Here is a 16682-nt window from a genome sequence, read left to right as displayed (position 1 = left end):
CTGGTAAGTGACCGAAATCACTCTAGATGGTTCGCTCCAATTGACAACTTTCGGCTGTCCGGCGCTTCGCGGCGCAAACGCTCTATAGATTTACGTAAGCAAACCAGGAACCGGGGCTTTGATGCCGATTTCGGCACAAAATTGCTCTTTCTCCCTTAATGTGATCGTTAAAATTAGAATTTTATTATTTTAAGCCGGCTATCTGTGTCAATGTGGCAACAATGCGGCTTTCTGCAAGTGAGCAGTTGCACACATGCGACCCAAGGCCAACAAACGGTTGCGAAAAAGGAAATGCCGCGTCCGTTTCCGGCGCGGCACCCCTTATTTCCACTGATTCACGATGAAAACGGTCAGCCTGCTTCGCTGATGCGCAGAAGAGCGGTCTTCAGGTTCGCCATCTGGACTTCCAGTTCGGCAAAGCGTTCGCGCTCGGCGGCAACCACTTCGGGATCGGCATTGGCGACGAACTTCTCGTTGGCCAGCTTCTTGCCGATGCGATCCATCTCGGCCTCGGTCTTGCCGACTGCCTTCTCGATGCGCGCCTTTTCGGCCACGAGGTCGATCAGGTTGCCGAGCGGCAGGCAGGCGGTCGCCTCGCCGACGACGATCTGGGCGGAACCCTTCGGCGCTGCGTCGGCAAGTTCGATGGTTTCCACGCGCGCAAGGCGACGGACGGCCGCCTCGTGACGCCGCAGACGCGCCTGGGTCAGCTCGTTGGCGCCGACGACGATCAGCGGTGCAACGGCCGATGGCGGCACGTTCATTTCGGCGCGGGCGGAGCGCAGACCGGTGACGAGGTCGACCAGCCAGTTGATCTCTTCCGCAGCCGCCTGGTCGGCGAATTCCGGCGCCGGCCAATCGGCGTGGCAAAGCAGGCCGTCGCGCGTTTCGGTGTGGGCCCAGAGCTCTTCCGTCATGAACGGCATGAACGGATGCAGCAGCTTGTAGGTCTCTTCCAGCACGTAGGCCGCACAGGCCTGGGCCTCTGCCTTGGCACCTTCGTCCTCGCTTGCGAAGATCGGCTTCAGGAGTTCCAGATACCAGTCGCAGACCTGGTTCCAGACGAAACGGTAGAGCGAACCCGCCGCCTCGTTGAACCGCTGGGTCTCGATGGCCTCCGTGACGTCGCGGATGGTCTCGGAAAGCTCCGTCAATATCCAGCGGTTGACGGTCAGCGCCGTTGCCTCCGGCAGGAAGGCCGGATCGCGCTTGACGCCGTTCATCTCGGCAAAGCGGGTGGCGTTCCAGAGCTTGGTACCGAAATTGCGGTAACCGGCGATGCGGGCCGGATCGAGCTTCACGTCGCGCCCCTGCGCCGCCATGATCGCCAGCGTGAAACGCAGGGCGTCGGCGCCGTATTCGTCGATCAGGTCGAGCGGATCGATGACGTTGCCCTTCGACTTCGACATCTTCTGACCGTTCTTGTCGCGAACGAGCGCGTGAATATAGATCGTATGGAAGGGTTCGACCGGATTGCCGTCCTCGTCCTTCATGAAATGCAGGCCCATCTGCATCATGCGGACCACCCAGAAGGGGATGATATCGAACCCGGTGACGAGAACGTTCGTCGGGTAGTACCGCTTGAGTTCCGGTGTTTGTTCCGGCCATCCGAGCGTCGAGAAAGGCCACAATGCGGAAGAGAACCAGGTATCGAGCACGTCCTCGTCGCGGGTCAGGATCTCGCCCGGCTTGAAGTTCTCCAGCAGGTCCTCGACGAGGGCTTTCATCGGCCCCTCGTGCGACAGGTAATGCTGAATTGCCGCCTGCAGCGCCTCCTCCTCAGTCTTTTCGACGAAGACCTGACCATCCGGGCCGTACCAGGCGGGGATCTGGTGTCCCCACCAGAGCTGACGGGAAATGCACCAGGGCTGGATGTTGTCCATCCACTGGAAATAGGTATTTTCCCAGTTCTTCGGAACAAACCTGGTGCGGCCTTCGCGAACGGAGGCGATCGCCGGCTGGGCAAGCGTCTTGTTGTCCACCCACCATTGTTCGGTCAGGCGCGGCTCGATCGGCACGCCGCCACGGTCGCCATGCGGCACCATGTGCTTGTGCGGCTCGATCTTGTCGAGCAGACCGGCTTCCTCGAATATCTCGACGATGATCTTGCGGGCCGTGAACCGATCCTGGCCTTCCAGTCGATCCCAGGCACCATGCAAGGCCGCTGGATTGTCCAGGCCTTCCAGAAAATCCTCGTTGTCCTTGATGGTGACCGTGCCGTCGATATCGAGAACATTGATCCGGCGCAGCCCTGCCCGCTTGCCGACCTCGAAGTCGTTGAAGTCGTGGGCCGGCGTGATCTTGACCGCGCCGCTACCGGCCGCCGGATCGGCGTAATCGTCCGCGACGATCGGGATCCTGCGGCCGACGATCGGCAGGATGACATGTTTGCCGACGATCGACCTGTAGCGTTCGTCATCCGGATTGACCGCAATGCCGGTATCGCCGAGCATGGTTTCGGGACGCGTCGTCGCGACGACGATATAGTCGCGCGTCTCGAATTCGGTCGCGTTACCGTCTTCGTCGAAGGCGACGGGATACTGATAGGTGACGCCGTTTTCGAGCGGATAACGAAGGTGCCACAGATTGCCTTTGACCTCGATCTGCTCGACTTCCATGTCGGAGATCGCGGTCAGCAGCTTCGGGTCCCAGTTGACGAGGCGCTTGTCCTTGTAGATCAAGCCCTGCTTGTAGAGTGTAACGAAGACTTCCAGGACCGCGGCCGACAGGCCCTCGTCCATGGTGAAACGTTCGCGCGACCAGTCACAGGAGGCGCCGAGGCGCTTCAGCTGGTTGAAGATCAGGCCGCCCGATTCTTCCTTCCATTCCCAGATCTTGTCGACGAAGGCCTCGCGGCCCATTTCGCGGCGTCCCGGAAGCTGGCGCTCCATCAACTGGCGCTCGACGACCATCTGGGTGGCGATGCCCGCATGGTCCATGCCCGGCTGCCACAGCACGTCCTTGCCGCGCATCCGCTCGAAGCGGATCATGATGTCCTGCAGCGTGTTGTTGAGCGCATGGCCCATATGCAGCGAACCGGTCACGTTCGGCGGCGGGATCACGATCGTGAAGGTTTCCGCGCCCGGCTTGGCGTTGACGCCGGCGCGGAAAGCGTCGGCCTCGTCCCAGGCCTTGGCGATCCTCGGTTCTACTTCTGCGGAATCATAGGTCTTTTCGAGCATTTCCTGACCCGTTTTTGTTCTTTGAGAGCTATCGGGGTGTAAATAGGATGGGGTGTTCCAAGTCAATAAAAAAGCCGCCCCGTCACCGGAGCGGCCGTATCGATTAGCCTTGCGGGCGGATGGGCCAAGCCAACCGCTGGCTTAGCGGCGCGTGCCGCGGGATACGCGTTCGATTTCCTCGCGCACCAGGCGCTCGACCAGCGTCGGCAGGTTGTCGTCCAGCCATTCCTGCAGCATCGGGCGCAGCATGTCGCCGGCCATGTCCTCGAGCGAGCGGCGCTCCATGCCGTTGAACACCGAGGCGAGCTCGCTGAAGGATTTCGCGACCTGAGCGCCGGCTTCGGCGGACAGGAGGTTCGCGGTCTCCTCGATCTTCGCCGGCAGGCTGCGCGCGGCCGGTTCCGCGGCGAGTTTCGGTTCCGTTTTCGGTTCGATTCTCGGTTCGGGCCGCACCGGCGCCTCGGCTCTGTGCGTAGCCGACAGCGGCGGGTCGAAGACCGGCATCATGACACGCTGGACCGGCTCCGGCTGCGGCGCCACCGAGGCAGCCTGCGTGACGGGGGCTGGTTGGGTGGCCGGTTCGCGGAATTCGGGCATGCGCGGCATCGGGCGAAGCTGAGCCGGCTCCTCCTGGCGTGCCGCCGATGCAGGCGAGGACGGCGTTTGCGCGGAAGAGGCAGCCGCCGACGGGGCCGGCGCAGTCGAAGCGGCCGAGAGGCGTACGGGGCCGGTCTCCTGCTGGCGGGTGGAAGCGGCCCGTACCCTTGCGGCGACATCTGCGAGCGACAGGGTACGATCCTGCTGTGCCGCCTGGCCCGACGATCCCGACGGGTAGTTCATCGGCTCGTTGCGCGATGGCGCGCCGCGATCATTGGCGGCCATGTCGGGAACAAAGCTCGTCTCTTCGCCGTCTTCGATCTCGTCGTCGCCATAGACCGGGGGAAGCTGGCCGCTGAGCGCATTCTCGGCATTCGGTTCATTGCTTTCAATGATCCGGCGAATGGACGCCAAGATTTCTTCCATGGAGGGTTCACGCGCTACATTTGGCTGAGCCATTTTCATCCCCGCTGTTACCGGCACTCGAGTCGGCCCCGTGGAGGGTGAACCGAATCGACGTTACTCTAAGGTGTTGGGGGGGCTGGAAACAATGACAAGTGCCCCAGGCCTCCTACCGATACACAGTTTTGTTGGGGTTGTGAATCCCGTAAGTCACAGTTGCAGGAAACAAGTGACACTGGCGTGAAACAGACAGGTGGCGCCGCCGGAAACGACAAAGGGGCCGCAAGGCCCCTTCCCGTTCATGGCGTTCGAACCGCGCCGATCGGTCAGAACACGAATTCCTTGGCCTTTCGGAAGCCCGGCAGGGGCTTCACCGACGCGTTGAAATAGGCGCTTTCGGAGATGGAGCCCTGCTCCCTCACCAGCACCTTTGCCTGGGCAGCATTGCCATAACCGACGACGGCGACCAGCCGTCCGCCATCGCGCAGCTGTTCCAGAAGCGCGGCAGGCACTTCCTCGACGGCACCGTTGACGAAGACCAGGTCATAGGGCGCCTCGGCGGCATAACCATTCTCGAGCTCGCCGGTAACGACCGCGACGTTGTCGTAGCCGAGCGAGGAGAGCGTCGCGGTTGCCTGCGAGGCCAGCGTCTCATCCGCCTCCAGCGAGACGACGGAGCCTGCGATCAGCGACAGGACGGCGGTCGCATAACCACTGCCGGTGCCGATTTCGAGCACGACGTCGTCCTTGGTGATTGCGGCAAGCTGCAGAAGCTTGGCAAGCGGCGAAGCCTCCATCAGATACCGACCGGGGGCAACCTCGATGTCCGCATCGATATAGGCGAGCGATTTTGCCTTGGCCGGCACGAAGGCTTCGCGCGGAACATTGTAGAAGGCCCGCAGAACCGAATGCGACGTGACATCGGTGGTGCGGATCTGATTTTCGACCATCTTCGTCCGTGCTGCTTCGAAATCCATCATCTCAGTCGTCCCAAATCACCCGGCGATGCGCCGGTCTACGCATGACCGTCTTACTGACGGCGGGACATGCTTTCAAGACACTGGCCGCTTTCGAAGCAAAAAAGCGGAGGAGAGCGCCTCGCTCTCCTGCGGCTCAACCGTGGCGCCGAGGCTCAAGCGTAGGCCGGCGGCGCTTCTTCCAGCTTGCGGATGGTCACGTAGTCCCGGCTATAGGAAGAGCGCAGGCTATGGTCCTTGTCGAAGGCAGACTGCTCGGCGGAGGTCAGCGGGAACATGCCGTCGGCGAATGTGCCGGTGCCTTCGACCTCGTTGGCTGCCTGACGGTGTACGTTGATTATCCTGGTGATCATGGCGCCTTCCCTCCGTTCCACCCCATAATTGCTGAGCGGGCCTTTCTGTTCCGAGCCTAGGAGGAGAAGGTTAAAAAATTAACCATGTTGCAGCGCACACAAATATGTGTGGTAAATCCTTGGTATCAAAGTACGTTTGGATTTGAGGAACAGATCCGGAAAGAAGGGGAAATTGGAGGCCTCGCCGAGAATCGAACTCGGGTGCAAGGATTTGCAGTCCTCTGCGTCACCACTCCGCCACGAGGCCGTCCGAACGCATAAAGAGCGAGTGGTGTCGGGCGTTTAGAACGAATCGAATAACGGCGCAAGCGGGTTTGGCCCGTTTGTCATTTTTTTCCTGCACGAGGCCACAGCCGGCAGGTCGATAACTGCATTCCCGCCTCAAGCCTGCGTTCGCGGTGCCTCGGGATGAGCGCCGGAATGGCATCCAGGCTGGTTTCATAAAAAATTCACCAAACCCAGGCAACCAAATCCTCTCGGATGAGTTTCCTACGCCGCAATGCAAGGTGTAGACATGACGAGTAACGTAACTGAAGCAGATGATGCCGTGTGGAGTTCCCCGGTCAGAGTACGCATTGGATACGGTTTCCCAGAAACGATCCGCGGGCCAAAAGAAGCCCTGGAATACCTCAACTGGCGCTGGCCGGTTCGCGAAGGTACCTACTACCTCAAAGCCCTGAAGGAATGCGCCGCCTGCCTGCAGCGCAAGCTCCCCCTGGAAAAGGTGCGGGAAACCTTCATCCTCGCCAGTATCGAAGCGAAGATGCTGAATTGACCTCGATCTAACCCTGCCGATCACATGGCGGCGCCTACGCTGGCCAGTAGAAGTCGGAACGATAGTCAGCCGGAATATCGGCCAATCTGGCGATGGCTTCGGCCACGAATCCGATCTGCATGGCCAGATAGCGGATTTCGCGCGGCACCGGTATGCCGGTCATTGTTTCGCGATTGCGCCAGGTCTCGTACCCGGTCGACCTGATCCTCCGTTCGGCCTCGCGAAGCACGTCGTCGCGGCTCGGCATCTCGCCCTGATCGGCAGGCTTCGCCACGCAGGCCGCAAGCCCGCCTTCGATCACTCTCAGACCCATGTTCACCCTCGTCTTCAATCCCGGCAGCAATCCTAGTGATTCGGGGGGAGATGCGCCAGAGTCTCTGCGGCAACACTAAAGTAGCGACGGCCCGGCGACTGTGCTAAAATGATGTCGTTGCCGGGTGGGGGAGCACCGGGCGGCGAAGATGCGGTAGGAGGAGACCGTAATGCAGTATCTGGAATTCATCACCACGCTCAATCCGGTGGTCCTGGCGATCCTCGCGGTCGTGCTGGCCTGCGGGGCGTACGATTATTGGGCGCAGTCTCGATAACGGCCCGATAGCGCCTGCCGGAGTGCGCAGCCTTTGATTTTCCATGAGACGCCGGGCGTTCACGTTTCTGGCAGGTTGTGGCTCGCGCCTTTGCGAGGACACGGTTTGTTGATATCCATACCGCTCATTTGAAGCGGAATGGAGAAACGAAGAGTGAGCGCAAGCATCGAGTTCGACGATACCTCATCCTCGCTGAGCGGCACGCTGCGGCAGCTTATCGACGGCATCTCGGGTCAGTCGGTGACGTTGCGCCAACTGATGGACGCGGTCGGCGAACAGGGCCTGCTGCTCATCTGCGCCGTCGCCTCCCTGCCCTTCCTCCTCCCCGTGTCGATCCCCGGCGTCAGCACCGTGTTCGGGGCGGCGATCATCCTGATCAGCCTGGCGATCACTGCCAACCGGTTGCCGTGGCTGCCGAAGAAAATCCTCGACCGCGAACTCGATACGAAAAAACTGCTGCCGGCGCTGGAAAAAGGTGTCAGCATCGTCTCGCGCCTCGACCGATTCCTGAAGCCGCGCATCTCCGCATTGACCACCGGGCGGCTCGTCAACCGGGTGAACGGCCTGGCAATCGCGGCCGGCGGCGTGCTCCTGATGTTTCCGCTGGGTCTGGTGCCCTTCTCCAATACGCTGCCGGCGATCGCGATCCTGCTTCTGTCGACCGGCATGATCCAGCGCGACGGGCTGATCGTGCTCGGCGGTTACCTCTTCAACGTCGTGACGGTAATCTATTTCGCCGTGCTTGCTTACCTGGCGTTCAGCGCCGGCCAGGGTATCGCGTCGATGTTCGCCTGATCGGGCAGCCTTATCGCTGCTCGGCCTTGCGGCCTCGCCGCCTTGCCCACCAGAGCGCGATACGGCGGCGCTGGCGCCGCACGAAGGGCAGATCGTGCGAAAGCACCAGGAAACCCAGCGGCAGCATCCAGAAGCCAAGGATCGGCAGGAAGCCGAGCATGCCGCAGAAAATCAGGACGAGACCGACGATGACCCGGCCGATCCGCGAGCGCGGCATGGGAATCTGTACGCTTCCGAGCGCCAGCTTGCCGCTTTGCGGGTCCATTCCAAATCGCGTCGGCTTCCGTTCGCCTGCCACTCTCGATTATCCTCACCGGTTAGAGGCCTAACTTTGCCCGGGAAATGGGGCTTTACCGGGGATAAAACAACCAAGTTCGTTTTTTTTGCAAAAACCGCTTGGCAAAACGACAAAGCATTTGTATTACCCGCCGCACACGCCGCGACCCTTCGCGGATGATCCCTGGTAGCTCAGCGGTAGAGCATTCGACTGTTAATCGACAGGTCGCCGGTTCGAATCCGGCCCGGGGAGCCATTTTCAGAATTAAGTGCCTGTTATCGTCATATTTTTCGATAATGGGCACTTTCTTCCCCACTTCCCCTCCCCACTTTTGAAGTCCGCAAACCCGGTTCGACTCCCTTGGATAAGTCTGCCAGATCAAGCCCTGCTGGAATTTCGTGCGCCTCACCGATATGATTCCCTGGCGGACCTATGATTGCGGGGAGCAAAATGAAGGCGACGAAACTCTTCAACCTGCTCACCGAGATTGATAGAAGGCTCAATCGACTCGAGAAGAGCGCACTCTCCTACCGAGAGCCATTAGTTCGCACCAACATCAAAGCCCAGCCATTCTTCGCCCTGCGGGATGAGGTTCGAAGACAACTCGCGAAGGTCGATGCACTTCGCGAGGCAGACGTGGCTGGTCTTGAACGGCTCATCCGAGATCTCCAAGACTTCACAATCGCCAGTCCACCTCGGCCATATCGAGACCGTTTTCCGGGCACTGGCGCGGTTTCCACAGTGGCGGTCCTTTTGTGAGAATGCGCTGTCCGTAGATCTCGATTTTCCTTCGGTGGCCACTGTCGCTGAGAGCGCTAAGGCTCTCGCGAGAGAGGTGGCGAAATCCGGGGCTGTTGATCCTTCCGTCGCGGATGCCCTCGAAACCGTGAGCCAATGGGCAACCGATAAGCCAAATCCAGACAAACGGGATGTGCTTTCACTTGTCCGCACTCTTGAAAACGTTGGTCGGCGATTTCAAAACCACTCCTATCCCTCGGGAAGGAGATGGTATCACAAGCTCGAAAAACGGTTGCCGTCGCCGTCCTTGGCGCATTGATCTACACCGCTAGTCAGGCGATACCGATTATGGGAAAGGTGCCGGGCGCGGAGTGGGTTCAAACGGCCTACAGCTATTTCAAGAATATGCTGCCACCAGCAAATCCTTAGCCCCGGATGAGGCCCCTCCCCGCGATCGAACGGTTTACCGGTCGCCGCGCTACCGCAGGCGCTAGGCCGGATCACGCAGCCTTACGCCAGGACCATTGCCGTTCGAAATCGATAAAGATAATTTCGGCAGCCTCTAGGGCGGACCGGCGCGACGCCCTCTCCCTTGCCCGGGAGAGGGCTTTTTAATGAGATAGGCGAACCCGCCCGAAGTGAGTTTTGACAAAGAGGAACGATCAAGTTTGGTTCTGGTTTAATCCACATTGACGCTAGCGGAGACTACCATGTGGGCAATCCTGATCGGTGCCGCCCTAATAATCGGCGGACTTCTTCTTCTCTTTTCGTCTGCACTTGGTCGAAGACCGAGTGATCCGCATCGAATGCCGCAAGGCGGCGGCACGCTTGAGCCACGGCGCCAGGGCCTCAGGTACCTGGGAATATCGAAAAACTGGCCAGGCCTAGCCATAATCGCGGCAGGCGCACTTCTGTTGGCTCTGGGTGGTTATTCGTGACGCTCGACACGCTTGGCCGCGCCAAAACGCTGAATAGCTTTCCAATAACGCCTCACCAGCGCCACCACCACAGAGGAGACATCGGCAACGTTGTCGGCAACCTTGCCGACGGCATATCTGTGTTTTCGTTGGAAAAAGGTGTTGCATGGCAGAAGACCAAACTCCCGGCCTACTCGACGGGCTGATGTCGCCCCAGCAGATTTCCGAACGTATCAAGGCATCGGCCGGCGTCACGCTTGCCCCGCGCACAATATGGGAGAAGGCTCGCCGCATAGGCGTTGTGAAGAAGATCGGCAGATCCATGCTGATTCCATGTCGACGATATCCCGAAGCTGCTGGAGCCGGAGACCAAGTCCGACTGGTGGCCGCGGCCCGGGGAGCCATTTTCAACAAAAGCGCGCTTTTTGGCGCGCTTTTGTCGTTTCAGGCGCCACTGAATCAGACTTTCACCCTATCGCCGCCGCGAGCCTTGTTGAGCCCACGCGACGACGCGGCGGGTTGCCGGGCGCTTTTCCGGGACCGGGTTCTCCGCCGAGCTTATTTCAGGCCGAACAATTCCACCGCGTTGTCGCGGAAGATCGCGGAGCGCTCGGCCGGCGTCAGCGGCACCTTGAAGGCAAAACGCGGATCGTCGAAATCCCAGTGCGGATAGTCGGTCGAGAACATCAAGCGGTCCGTGCCGATCCAGCGCAGGATATCGAGGAGATGCCGGTTGTTCTCCGGCTCCTCGATCGGCTGGGTGGTGTACCAGAAGTTCTCGCGCACATATTCGGACGGCTTGCGCTTCACATGCGGAACCTCGTCGCGCATGCGCTTCCATTCCCGGTCGAGCCGCCAGACGAGTGACGGCAGCCACGAGAACCCGCCTTCGACGAGCACGATCTTCAACTTCGGGAACTGTTCGAACACGCCTTCGAGGATCATGCTGGAGAGCACGGTCTGGAGGCTGTTGGAGGCGGCGTAGTGCTCCTCCAGATAAAACGAGCTCCAGCCGGACGGCGTATTCGGGCGGTAGCCGAAGGCGCTGGTGTGCAGCCCGATCGGCAGGCCGTAATGTTCAGCAGCCTCGTAGATAGGCCAGTAGCGGCGGCGGCCGCAGGGCTCTAGCGTGCGCGGCGGCATGGCGATCTGCACGAAGCGACGGTCGGTGACGCGCCGGTCGATCTCCGCAACCGATTCTCTGGCGTCTTCCTGGGGCACGCAGATGGAAGCCTTCAGGCGCGGTTCCGGCCCGGCGAACTTGTCGATCTGCCAGTCGTTGAGGGCAGCGCAAAGTGCGGCGCCAAGCTCCTGGTTGAAGGCGACGCTGCCGGCTGCGAGCGGCTGCAGGATGCCGTAGTCGATGTTGCACTCTTCGAGCAGCTGTTGCCGCAGGAATGCCAGATCGGAGGCTGGCGGGCCGCCATTCGGTGGCCAGGAATCGCGGCGCATGCCGTTGCCCGGCGTCATGCGCGGATAGGGCAGCGTGCCGAGCAAGGGGTTTGCCGTGCGCACCGCGAAATCCCGCACATGCGTTTTCCAGCGTTCGGGCAGGTAGTCGAGCAACTGGTCCGGCCGGGAGAAAGCCGGATGCACGTCGCAATCCACCACGCCCTGCATCTGGGATTTTTCGGAGCTACGTTCGAGTACCGGGGTTTCCATGGGGATCAGCCTCCAAATCTCGGATAGGTGGCGAGAACGTTGTCGCGAAGGATCTTGTTCACCTTGGCTTCCGGCAGGCCCTCGGGCAGCACGTCCAGCCCCTCGAAATGCCAATGGGGATAGTCCGAGGAGAACAGCAGCATATCATCGCTGAGCAAATGGTCGAGCGTCTTGGCGACGTCCTCGACATCGTCAGGGCCATCGAAGGGCTGCGAGGTCATGCGGATATGCCTGCGGATGATGTCGGCCGGTGCGTCCTTGACCCACGGCACCTCGATGCGGGTGCCGCGCCAGTCCTTGCTCATGCGCCACATCAGCGCCGGCATCCAGGTCACGCCGGACTCGATCATCACGGCCTTCAGCTTTGGATATTTGACGAAGACGCCCTCGGAAATCAGGCTCGCGACCTGGGTGGAGAAACCCTGCGGCTGAACCACATGGTCCTCGATCAGGAAGGAATGGAAGCCGCTATGGCTCGGCGCGTGGCGGAAATTCGATCCCGCATGAATGCCGATCGGCAGGCAGTGTTTCTCCGCCGCCTCGTAGATTGGCCAGTAAGTGCGGCGGCCGAGCGGCAGCTCGGTCATCGCAAGCGTCAGGACCTGCACGAAACGCTTGTCCTCGGCCCGTCGCTCGATCTCCTCGACCGCGGCCTCGACATTCTGGAAAGGTACCAGCATCGATGCCCTGAGCCGGCTGTCGCGGCTCAGCCACTTGTCGGCGAGCCAGTCGTTGGTGGCGCGGCATATGGCGGCTGCGAGGTAGGGATCGAACAGGGCGTGGGCTCCGGAAACCACATTGAGGATGGCGCCTCCGAGACCCAACGGGTCGAGCAGGTTCTTCTGCATCTGCGCGAGCGGATCGCCGCTCCATGTCCAGTCCGGCCGCATATAAGGACGCGTGCGCTCCGGATATCCCATCAGTTCCAGCACGTCGACTTCGCGTGACGTCACCATCTCCTGCCAGTAGTCGTCGAGATAGGGAAGCAGGTCGGCGCGACGCGGTGTCGGCGGGTGGACGTCGCAATCGATCGCCCCGGCGGTGTCGAATCTAGCCATCTTCTTGTGCGTCTCGCTCATCGTTAACATCTGTGCTGCTTTCGTATGCGCGGCCTCATGCCGCCTGCGTCCCCATCTTTTCCTCGAGCCCCAGTCTTTCCTCGCGGATGAAATCCGCCGCCTTTTCCGCGATCATCACGGTCGGGGCCTGGGTATTGCCGGAGACGATGGTCGGCATGATCGAGGCGTCGACGACGCGCAGCCCGGTGATACCGTGAACGCGCAGCCGATCGTCGACCACCGCCATGCGGTCGCGGCCCATCTTGCAGGTGCCGACCGGGTGAAAGGTGGTGTTGAGGGTTTGGCGCGCGTAGTCGAGCATTTCGTCTTGCGACTGCACGGCTGCGGTCGGCGCGATTTCCTCCGGCTCGAAAGGCGCCATGGCGGGGCTCACAGCGATCCTCCGGACCGCTTCGATCGACCGGATCAGGATTTCGCGGTCGGCCTCCTCCTTCAGGAAATTGTGCAGGATGCGCGGCTGAGCCGAAGGGTCCCTGCCCCCAACATGGCAATAGCCGCGGCTTGCCGGCCGCAGGATGCAGGCAGACGAGGTGATGCCGGGGAACGGATGCATGGCGCCGCCGAAACTCGGCGAGGTGGCGCCGGAGACGTGGATCTGGATTTCCGGCGCCGGCGCATCCGGCGTGGTCTTGAGGAAGGCGCCCAACAGCGTCGGCGAGCCGCCAAGCGGCCCGCGTTTGGTCGCAAGATACTGCATGCCGAGCAGCATCCGGCCGAACCGCGTTCCGGCGCGGGTATTCAGCGTGTGGGTATTGCGAAGCCGGTGCTGTACCCTGATGTGCCAGTGGTCCTGCAGGTTTTCGCCGACACCCGGCAATGCGTGCAGCACCTCTATTCCCGCTGATGCGAGCAGGTCCGGAGCGCCAATGCCGGAGCGTTCGAGGATGGCCGGCGAGCTATAGGCACCGGCCGACAGAATGACTTCCCGCCCCGCTTTCGCCTCGTGGTTCCGGCCATCCAGGCTGAACACGACTCCGCTCGCTTGGCTGCCCTCCAGGGTGATCCTGTCGACGAGAGCGCCGGTCACGACGGTCAGGTTGCGGCGGTTGCGGACAGGTTCCAGAAATGCGCGGGCGGTGGAATGGCGCACGCCGTTCTTGATGGTGGCGACGAAGAAGGCCACGCCTTCGTTGTCGCCGGAATTGTAGTCGTCGGCAGCGGGAAGACCCTGCTCGATCGCCGCCTGGCGATAGGCTTCCAGGGCCTCCCAGCGCACATTGGGATCGGAAACCGCCCATTCACCCTCGGTGCCGTGCGCCTCGGAACCGGCCCGATGGAACGTTTCGGAGCGCTTGAAATAGGGCAGCACGCTTTCCCAGGACCAGCCACGATTGCCGAGCTGCGCCCATTGATCGTAGTCATAGGCATGGCCGCGCACATAGATGAGGCCATTGATCGCGGAACTGCCCCCGAGCATTTTTCCGCGCGGCAGGGCGAGCTGACGGCCGTTGAGGTAGGGTTCGGGCTCGCCCTTGTAGAGCCAGTCATATTGGGGCCTGCCGATGAGATGGGCGAGACCGAGCGGCATGTCGACGTAGAAGCCGCGCCCCTCGCCGCCGCCCTCGATCATCAACACCTCGACCGTCGGGTCCGCAGACAGCCGGTTGGCCAGAACGCAGCCTGCCGTGCCACCGCCCACGATGACGTAATCGTAGATACGGGAATGCTCGAACGCACCCATGGTCTCTCCTCCACTTTCCGCAACAGGCAGCCGCGCGCCTCGCGATCACGGCGCCAAAACGGGCACCGGAAGAGCAAAGGACACAACGACCGCACAATCACAGCCTCCCGTATAATCATGGCATACGAGCCGGCTGGAAGGAAGTCGTGTTGCGGCAAAACCGAATACAAAAGTATACATCGATATCCTCCTGTTGTAGGTTTCCCCTACGGCAGGTTGTCGCAATTCGGGAGGAGGAAGCCGAATCGCGGGTGTGATGTATGCATCACCAGTCTTGTCGGCATGAGTTTGTTTCATCAGTTTGTTTCATTGGGGAGGAGCCCAGAGATGAGCAAGACGAAGGACGGCGTGCCGTCAATCATCCATGACAGCAGGATCAACCGGAGAACGCTTCTGGCGTCCGGCGCAGCGCTCGGAGGCGCGATGCTGCTGCCCGGGCAGATGTTCGCCCAGACGCCGCAGGCCAAACCGGGCGGCACCTTGCGCATTGCCATGCCGTTCAACCCGGCCGCACTCGACCCGATGACCGGGCGCAACGTGCCGGACTTCAACGCACTTTATGCGTTGTTCGACGCGCTGATCGCCTTCGATCCGGCGACGCTCGAGCTCAAGCCGATGCTGGCCAAGGACTGGACCTTCACCGATCCGACGACGCTGGTGCTCAACCTCGTCGATGGCGTGAAATTCCATGACGGCACCCCGTTCAACGCCGAGGCCGTGAAATTCAACCTCGACCGCTTCATCAACGATCCGCGCTCCAACGTAAAATCGGACCTGGTTTCGGTTGCGTCGGTGGCGGTCACCGGCCCGAGCCAAGTGACGCTCAAGCTGAAGCAGCCGAACTATTCGCTGCCGACCATCCTGACCGGCCGCGTCGGCTGCATCGTCTCGCCCGCCTCGATCAAGGCGGCTGCCGACGGCAATGTCGATCGCAATCCCGTCGGCACCGGACCGTTCAAGTTCGCCGAGTGGCGCGACAACGACCTGATCCGTGTCGAGAAAAACCCCAACTACTGGCAGCCGGGCCTGCCCTATCTCGACGGCATCAACTTCCGCATCATCAACGAGCTCAACACCGCCGCCCGCACGGTGACGGCCGGTGAAACCGATCTTGCGCTCAACATGGCCGCGCAGCAGATCGCCACCGCCCGCCGGGTGCAGGACCTGACGGCCGAAGCCAATCCTTCGATGATCTTCTTCACCCTGATGATGAATTTCGCCAAGCCGCCGCTCAACGACCTCCGGGTCCGGCGGGCGATGAACTACGCCATCAATCGCGACGAACTGAACCAAGTCCTGATGCTCGGCCTCGGCGAGCCAACCTCCACCATGTTTCCCAAGGATTTCTGGGCGGTGGATGCCGACACGGCACATTTCTACAAGCATGATCCGAACAAGGCGCGCAGCCTGCTGGCGGAGGCCGGGTATCCGAAGGGCCTGGAAGTCGAAACCTGGAGCTGGCCGGACCAGACGTCGATGCAGCGCATGGAACTGGTCGGCAACCAGCTCGAACAGGTCGGCATCCGCCTCAAGGTCACCCCCACGCCCCCTCAGGTGGTCAACCAACGCTTCTACATCGAGGGTCAGGGCGCGATGATCCTCAACCCGCAGGGTGGGTGGCTCGATCCGAGCCAGACCTACGAGCGGCTGTTCGGGGCGACCGGCCAGTTCAACGCCGGCAAGGTGGAAGATCCGCAGTTCCGCAAGCTGCTCACCGCGACAGGTACTTCGGCCGATGCCGGCGAACGCAAGAAGGCATTTGCCGCACTTCAGCGCTTCGTCGTGGAGCAGGCCCTGCACCTGCCGCTGGTGACCTCGGCCGCCATGTCGATCCGCAACAAGAAGGTCAAGGACTTCCGGTACGACCGGCTGCACTCGCCGCGCTTCCATCGCGTCTGGCTCGACCAGACCGCGTGATCCGCATACCAAGATACGATAGACGCGACGAAACAGCCCGACCGCGAGGCCGGGCTGTTTCGCATCTAGATTGCTCCGTTGTCACTCACCTTTCCCAAGCTTTACAGATTTGTAAGCTACTTAAGCGGTGGGAGTTCGGCACAGGCGAGACGGCGATACATCGACGCCATTTGCTCTGGCGCTATTCGTGCTCCGGAATCTAGCCACCAGATAAGCAGGGCCATAAAGCTTCCGGTGTAGAACGCGACGATCATCGGCTGAGGAATAAAGCTCTCCTCTGCAGAGACATCCGAGGTATGAACCTGCTCTCGAATGAGGTCTCCAAATATTTGATCTATTCGGGCCAGAGCAATTGTTCTTCCTCGTCCGCGCCGGAGGGCTTTGTAGGAGCCGTAGTGATTGCGGGCATGTTGGAAAATCGGTTCGACAAAGTCGAAGGGGATGTTTGAGCCACTTGGACGTTGCCTTTCGATTTCGTTGAGCAGGTGCTCGAACACGCTTCGTTTGAGATCATCTTTGCCGGTGAAATGCAGGTAAAAGGTCGAGCGCGCGACGTTCGCCTCCGTGCAGATGTCATTGACTGTCACATTCTCGTAGCCCCTGGAGTGAATGAGGCTTTTCAGCGCATGTTGAAGGGTGGTGCGGGTACGGTTGATCCGCCGGTCCCGAATTGGAGCCTGCATGCGTCCTCCACTGGTCATTCGCAGCCAAGTGTCCAAAAAACTTCATTCTGCGCATTCTGT

At 61.0% G+C, this 16682-nt stretch carries 16 protein-coding genes and 2 tRNA genes; 7 read left to right on the top strand and 11 right to left on the bottom strand.

Annotation, left to right across the window (positions count from 1 at the left end; translation table 11 throughout):
- Positions 1–350 precede the first annotated feature (350 nt).
- The 5 genes from C5J26_RS07310 to C5J26_RS07290 all read right to left on the bottom strand — a co-directional run bounded on the left by C5J26_RS07310 (position 351) and on the right by C5J26_RS07290 (position 5758).
- The gene (locus C5J26_RS07310; protein ID WP_105401172.1) at positions 351–3182 is read right to left on the bottom strand and encodes a valine--tRNA ligase; all 2832 of its coding nucleotides are present in this window, start codon (positions 3180–3182) and stop codon (positions 351–353) included.
- Positions 3183–3323: 141 nt separating this feature from the next.
- Positions 3324–4238 carry a DUF2497 domain-containing protein gene (locus C5J26_RS07305; RefSeq protein ID WP_105401171.1) on the bottom strand — a complete coding sequence of 305 codons (915 nt, stop codon included), beginning with the start codon at positions 4236–4238 and terminating at the stop codon, positions 3324–3326.
- Between the two features lie 269 nt (positions 4239–4507).
- On the bottom strand, positions 4508–5161 hold the full coding sequence (locus tag C5J26_RS07300) for a protein-L-isoaspartate O-methyltransferase (RefSeq protein ID WP_206051163.1): 654 nt from the start codon (positions 5159–5161) through the stop codon (positions 4508–4510).
- 152 nt (positions 5162–5313) lie between these two features.
- Positions 5314–5511 carry a hypothetical protein gene (locus C5J26_RS07295; RefSeq protein ID WP_046624114.1) on the bottom strand — a complete coding sequence of 66 codons (198 nt, stop codon included), beginning with the start codon at positions 5509–5511 and terminating at the stop codon, positions 5314–5316.
- Between the two features lie 173 nt (positions 5512–5684).
- Positions 5685–5758, bottom strand: a tRNA-Cys gene (locus C5J26_RS07290).
- Between the two features lie 267 nt (positions 5759–6025).
- Between C5J26_RS07290 and C5J26_RS07285 the strand changes: the two genes are divergently transcribed.
- Entirely contained in the window at positions 6026–6286 is a 261-nt protein-coding gene (locus tag C5J26_RS07285; RefSeq protein WP_172716999.1) for a DUF982 domain-containing protein, read from the top strand.
- Between the two features lie 34 nt (positions 6287–6320).
- On the opposite strand, the gene C5J26_RS07280 is transcribed toward C5J26_RS07285, so the two are convergent.
- Positions 6321–6599 (bottom strand): hypothetical protein, encoded by a 279-nt coding sequence (locus tag C5J26_RS07280; protein WP_105401170.1) that lies wholly within the window; start codon positions 6597–6599, stop codon positions 6321–6323.
- Positions 6600–7026: 427 nt separating this feature from the next.
- Here C5J26_RS07280 and C5J26_RS07275 point away from each other — a divergent pair, with 427 nt between their 5' ends.
- Positions 7027–7668 (top strand): exopolysaccharide biosynthesis protein, encoded by a 642-nt coding sequence (locus C5J26_RS07275; protein WP_245441115.1) that lies wholly within the window; start codon positions 7027–7029, stop codon positions 7666–7668.
- A 10-nt stretch (positions 7669–7678) separates the two neighbouring features.
- Here the strand turns inward: C5J26_RS07275 and C5J26_RS07270 are convergent, their stop codons facing one another.
- A complete protein-coding gene (locus C5J26_RS07270) occupies positions 7679–7933 on the bottom strand; it encodes a hypothetical protein (RefSeq protein ID WP_245282820.1) in 255 nt (84 codons plus the stop codon).
- A 192-nt stretch (positions 7934–8125) separates the two neighbouring features.
- Here C5J26_RS07270 and C5J26_RS07265 point away from each other — a divergent pair.
- From C5J26_RS07265 to C5J26_RS32570, 4 genes are all read left to right on the top strand, one after another.
- A tRNA-Asn gene (locus tag C5J26_RS07265) sits at positions 8126–8200 on the top strand.
- 195 nt (positions 8201–8395) lie between these two features.
- Positions 8396–8704, top strand: coding sequence for a hypothetical protein (locus tag C5J26_RS07260; protein WP_172745773.1), 309 nt, complete (start codon positions 8396–8398; stop codon positions 8702–8704).
- 689 nt (positions 8705–9393) lie between these two features.
- On the top strand, positions 9394–9621 hold the full coding sequence (locus tag C5J26_RS33175) for a hypothetical protein (protein ID WP_105401167.1): 228 nt from the start codon (positions 9394–9396) through the stop codon (positions 9619–9621).
- Positions 9618–9806, top strand: coding sequence for a hypothetical protein (locus C5J26_RS32570; RefSeq protein WP_172724315.1), 189 nt, complete (start codon positions 9618–9620; stop codon positions 9804–9806). Before C5J26_RS33175 ends, C5J26_RS32570 begins: the two co-directional genes overlap by 4 nt.
- Before the next feature lie 352 nt (positions 9807–10158).
- On the opposite strand, the gene C5J26_RS07250 is transcribed toward C5J26_RS32570, so the two are convergent.
- The 3 genes from C5J26_RS07250 to C5J26_RS07240 are packed head-to-tail and all read right to left on the bottom strand — an operon-like array spanning position 10159 to position 14022.
- Positions 10159–11262 (bottom strand): amidohydrolase family protein, encoded by a 1104-nt coding sequence (locus C5J26_RS07250; RefSeq protein WP_105401166.1) that lies wholly within the window; start codon positions 11260–11262, stop codon positions 10159–10161.
- A 5-nt stretch (positions 11263–11267) separates the two neighbouring features.
- Positions 11268–12341: an amidohydrolase family protein gene (locus C5J26_RS07245; RefSeq protein WP_105401165.1), complete on the bottom strand. Its 1074-nt coding sequence runs from the start codon at positions 12339–12341 to the stop codon at positions 11268–11270.
- Positions 12342–12375: 34 nt separating this feature from the next.
- On the bottom strand, positions 12376–14022 hold the full coding sequence (locus C5J26_RS07240; protein WP_105401164.1) for a GMC family oxidoreductase: 1647 nt from the start codon (positions 14020–14022) through the stop codon (positions 12376–12378).
- Positions 14023–14349: 327 nt separating this feature from the next.
- On the opposite strand from C5J26_RS07240, the gene C5J26_RS07235 reads away from it, so the two are divergent.
- Entirely contained in the window at positions 14350–15939 is a 1590-nt protein-coding gene (locus C5J26_RS07235; RefSeq protein WP_105401163.1) for an ABC transporter substrate-binding protein, read from the top strand.
- A gap of 116 nt (positions 15940–16055) precedes the next feature.
- On the opposite strand, the gene C5J26_RS07230 is transcribed toward C5J26_RS07235, so the two are convergent.
- Positions 16056–16622 (bottom strand): TetR/AcrR family transcriptional regulator, encoded by a 567-nt coding sequence (locus C5J26_RS07230; RefSeq protein WP_172745772.1) that lies wholly within the window; start codon positions 16620–16622, stop codon positions 16056–16058.
- Between the last annotated feature and the right edge of the window lie 60 nt (positions 16623–16682).

Origin of the sequence: Neorhizobium sp. T7_12, from assembly GCF_002968535.1 — a bacterium.
In the GTDB taxonomy this organism is placed as follows: Bacteria; Pseudomonadota; Alphaproteobacteria; order Rhizobiales; family Rhizobiaceae; genus Neorhizobium; species Neorhizobium tomejilense.
Note: the sequence above shows the minus strand (reverse complement) of the source record. Positions and strands in the feature narration are given on the sequence as shown.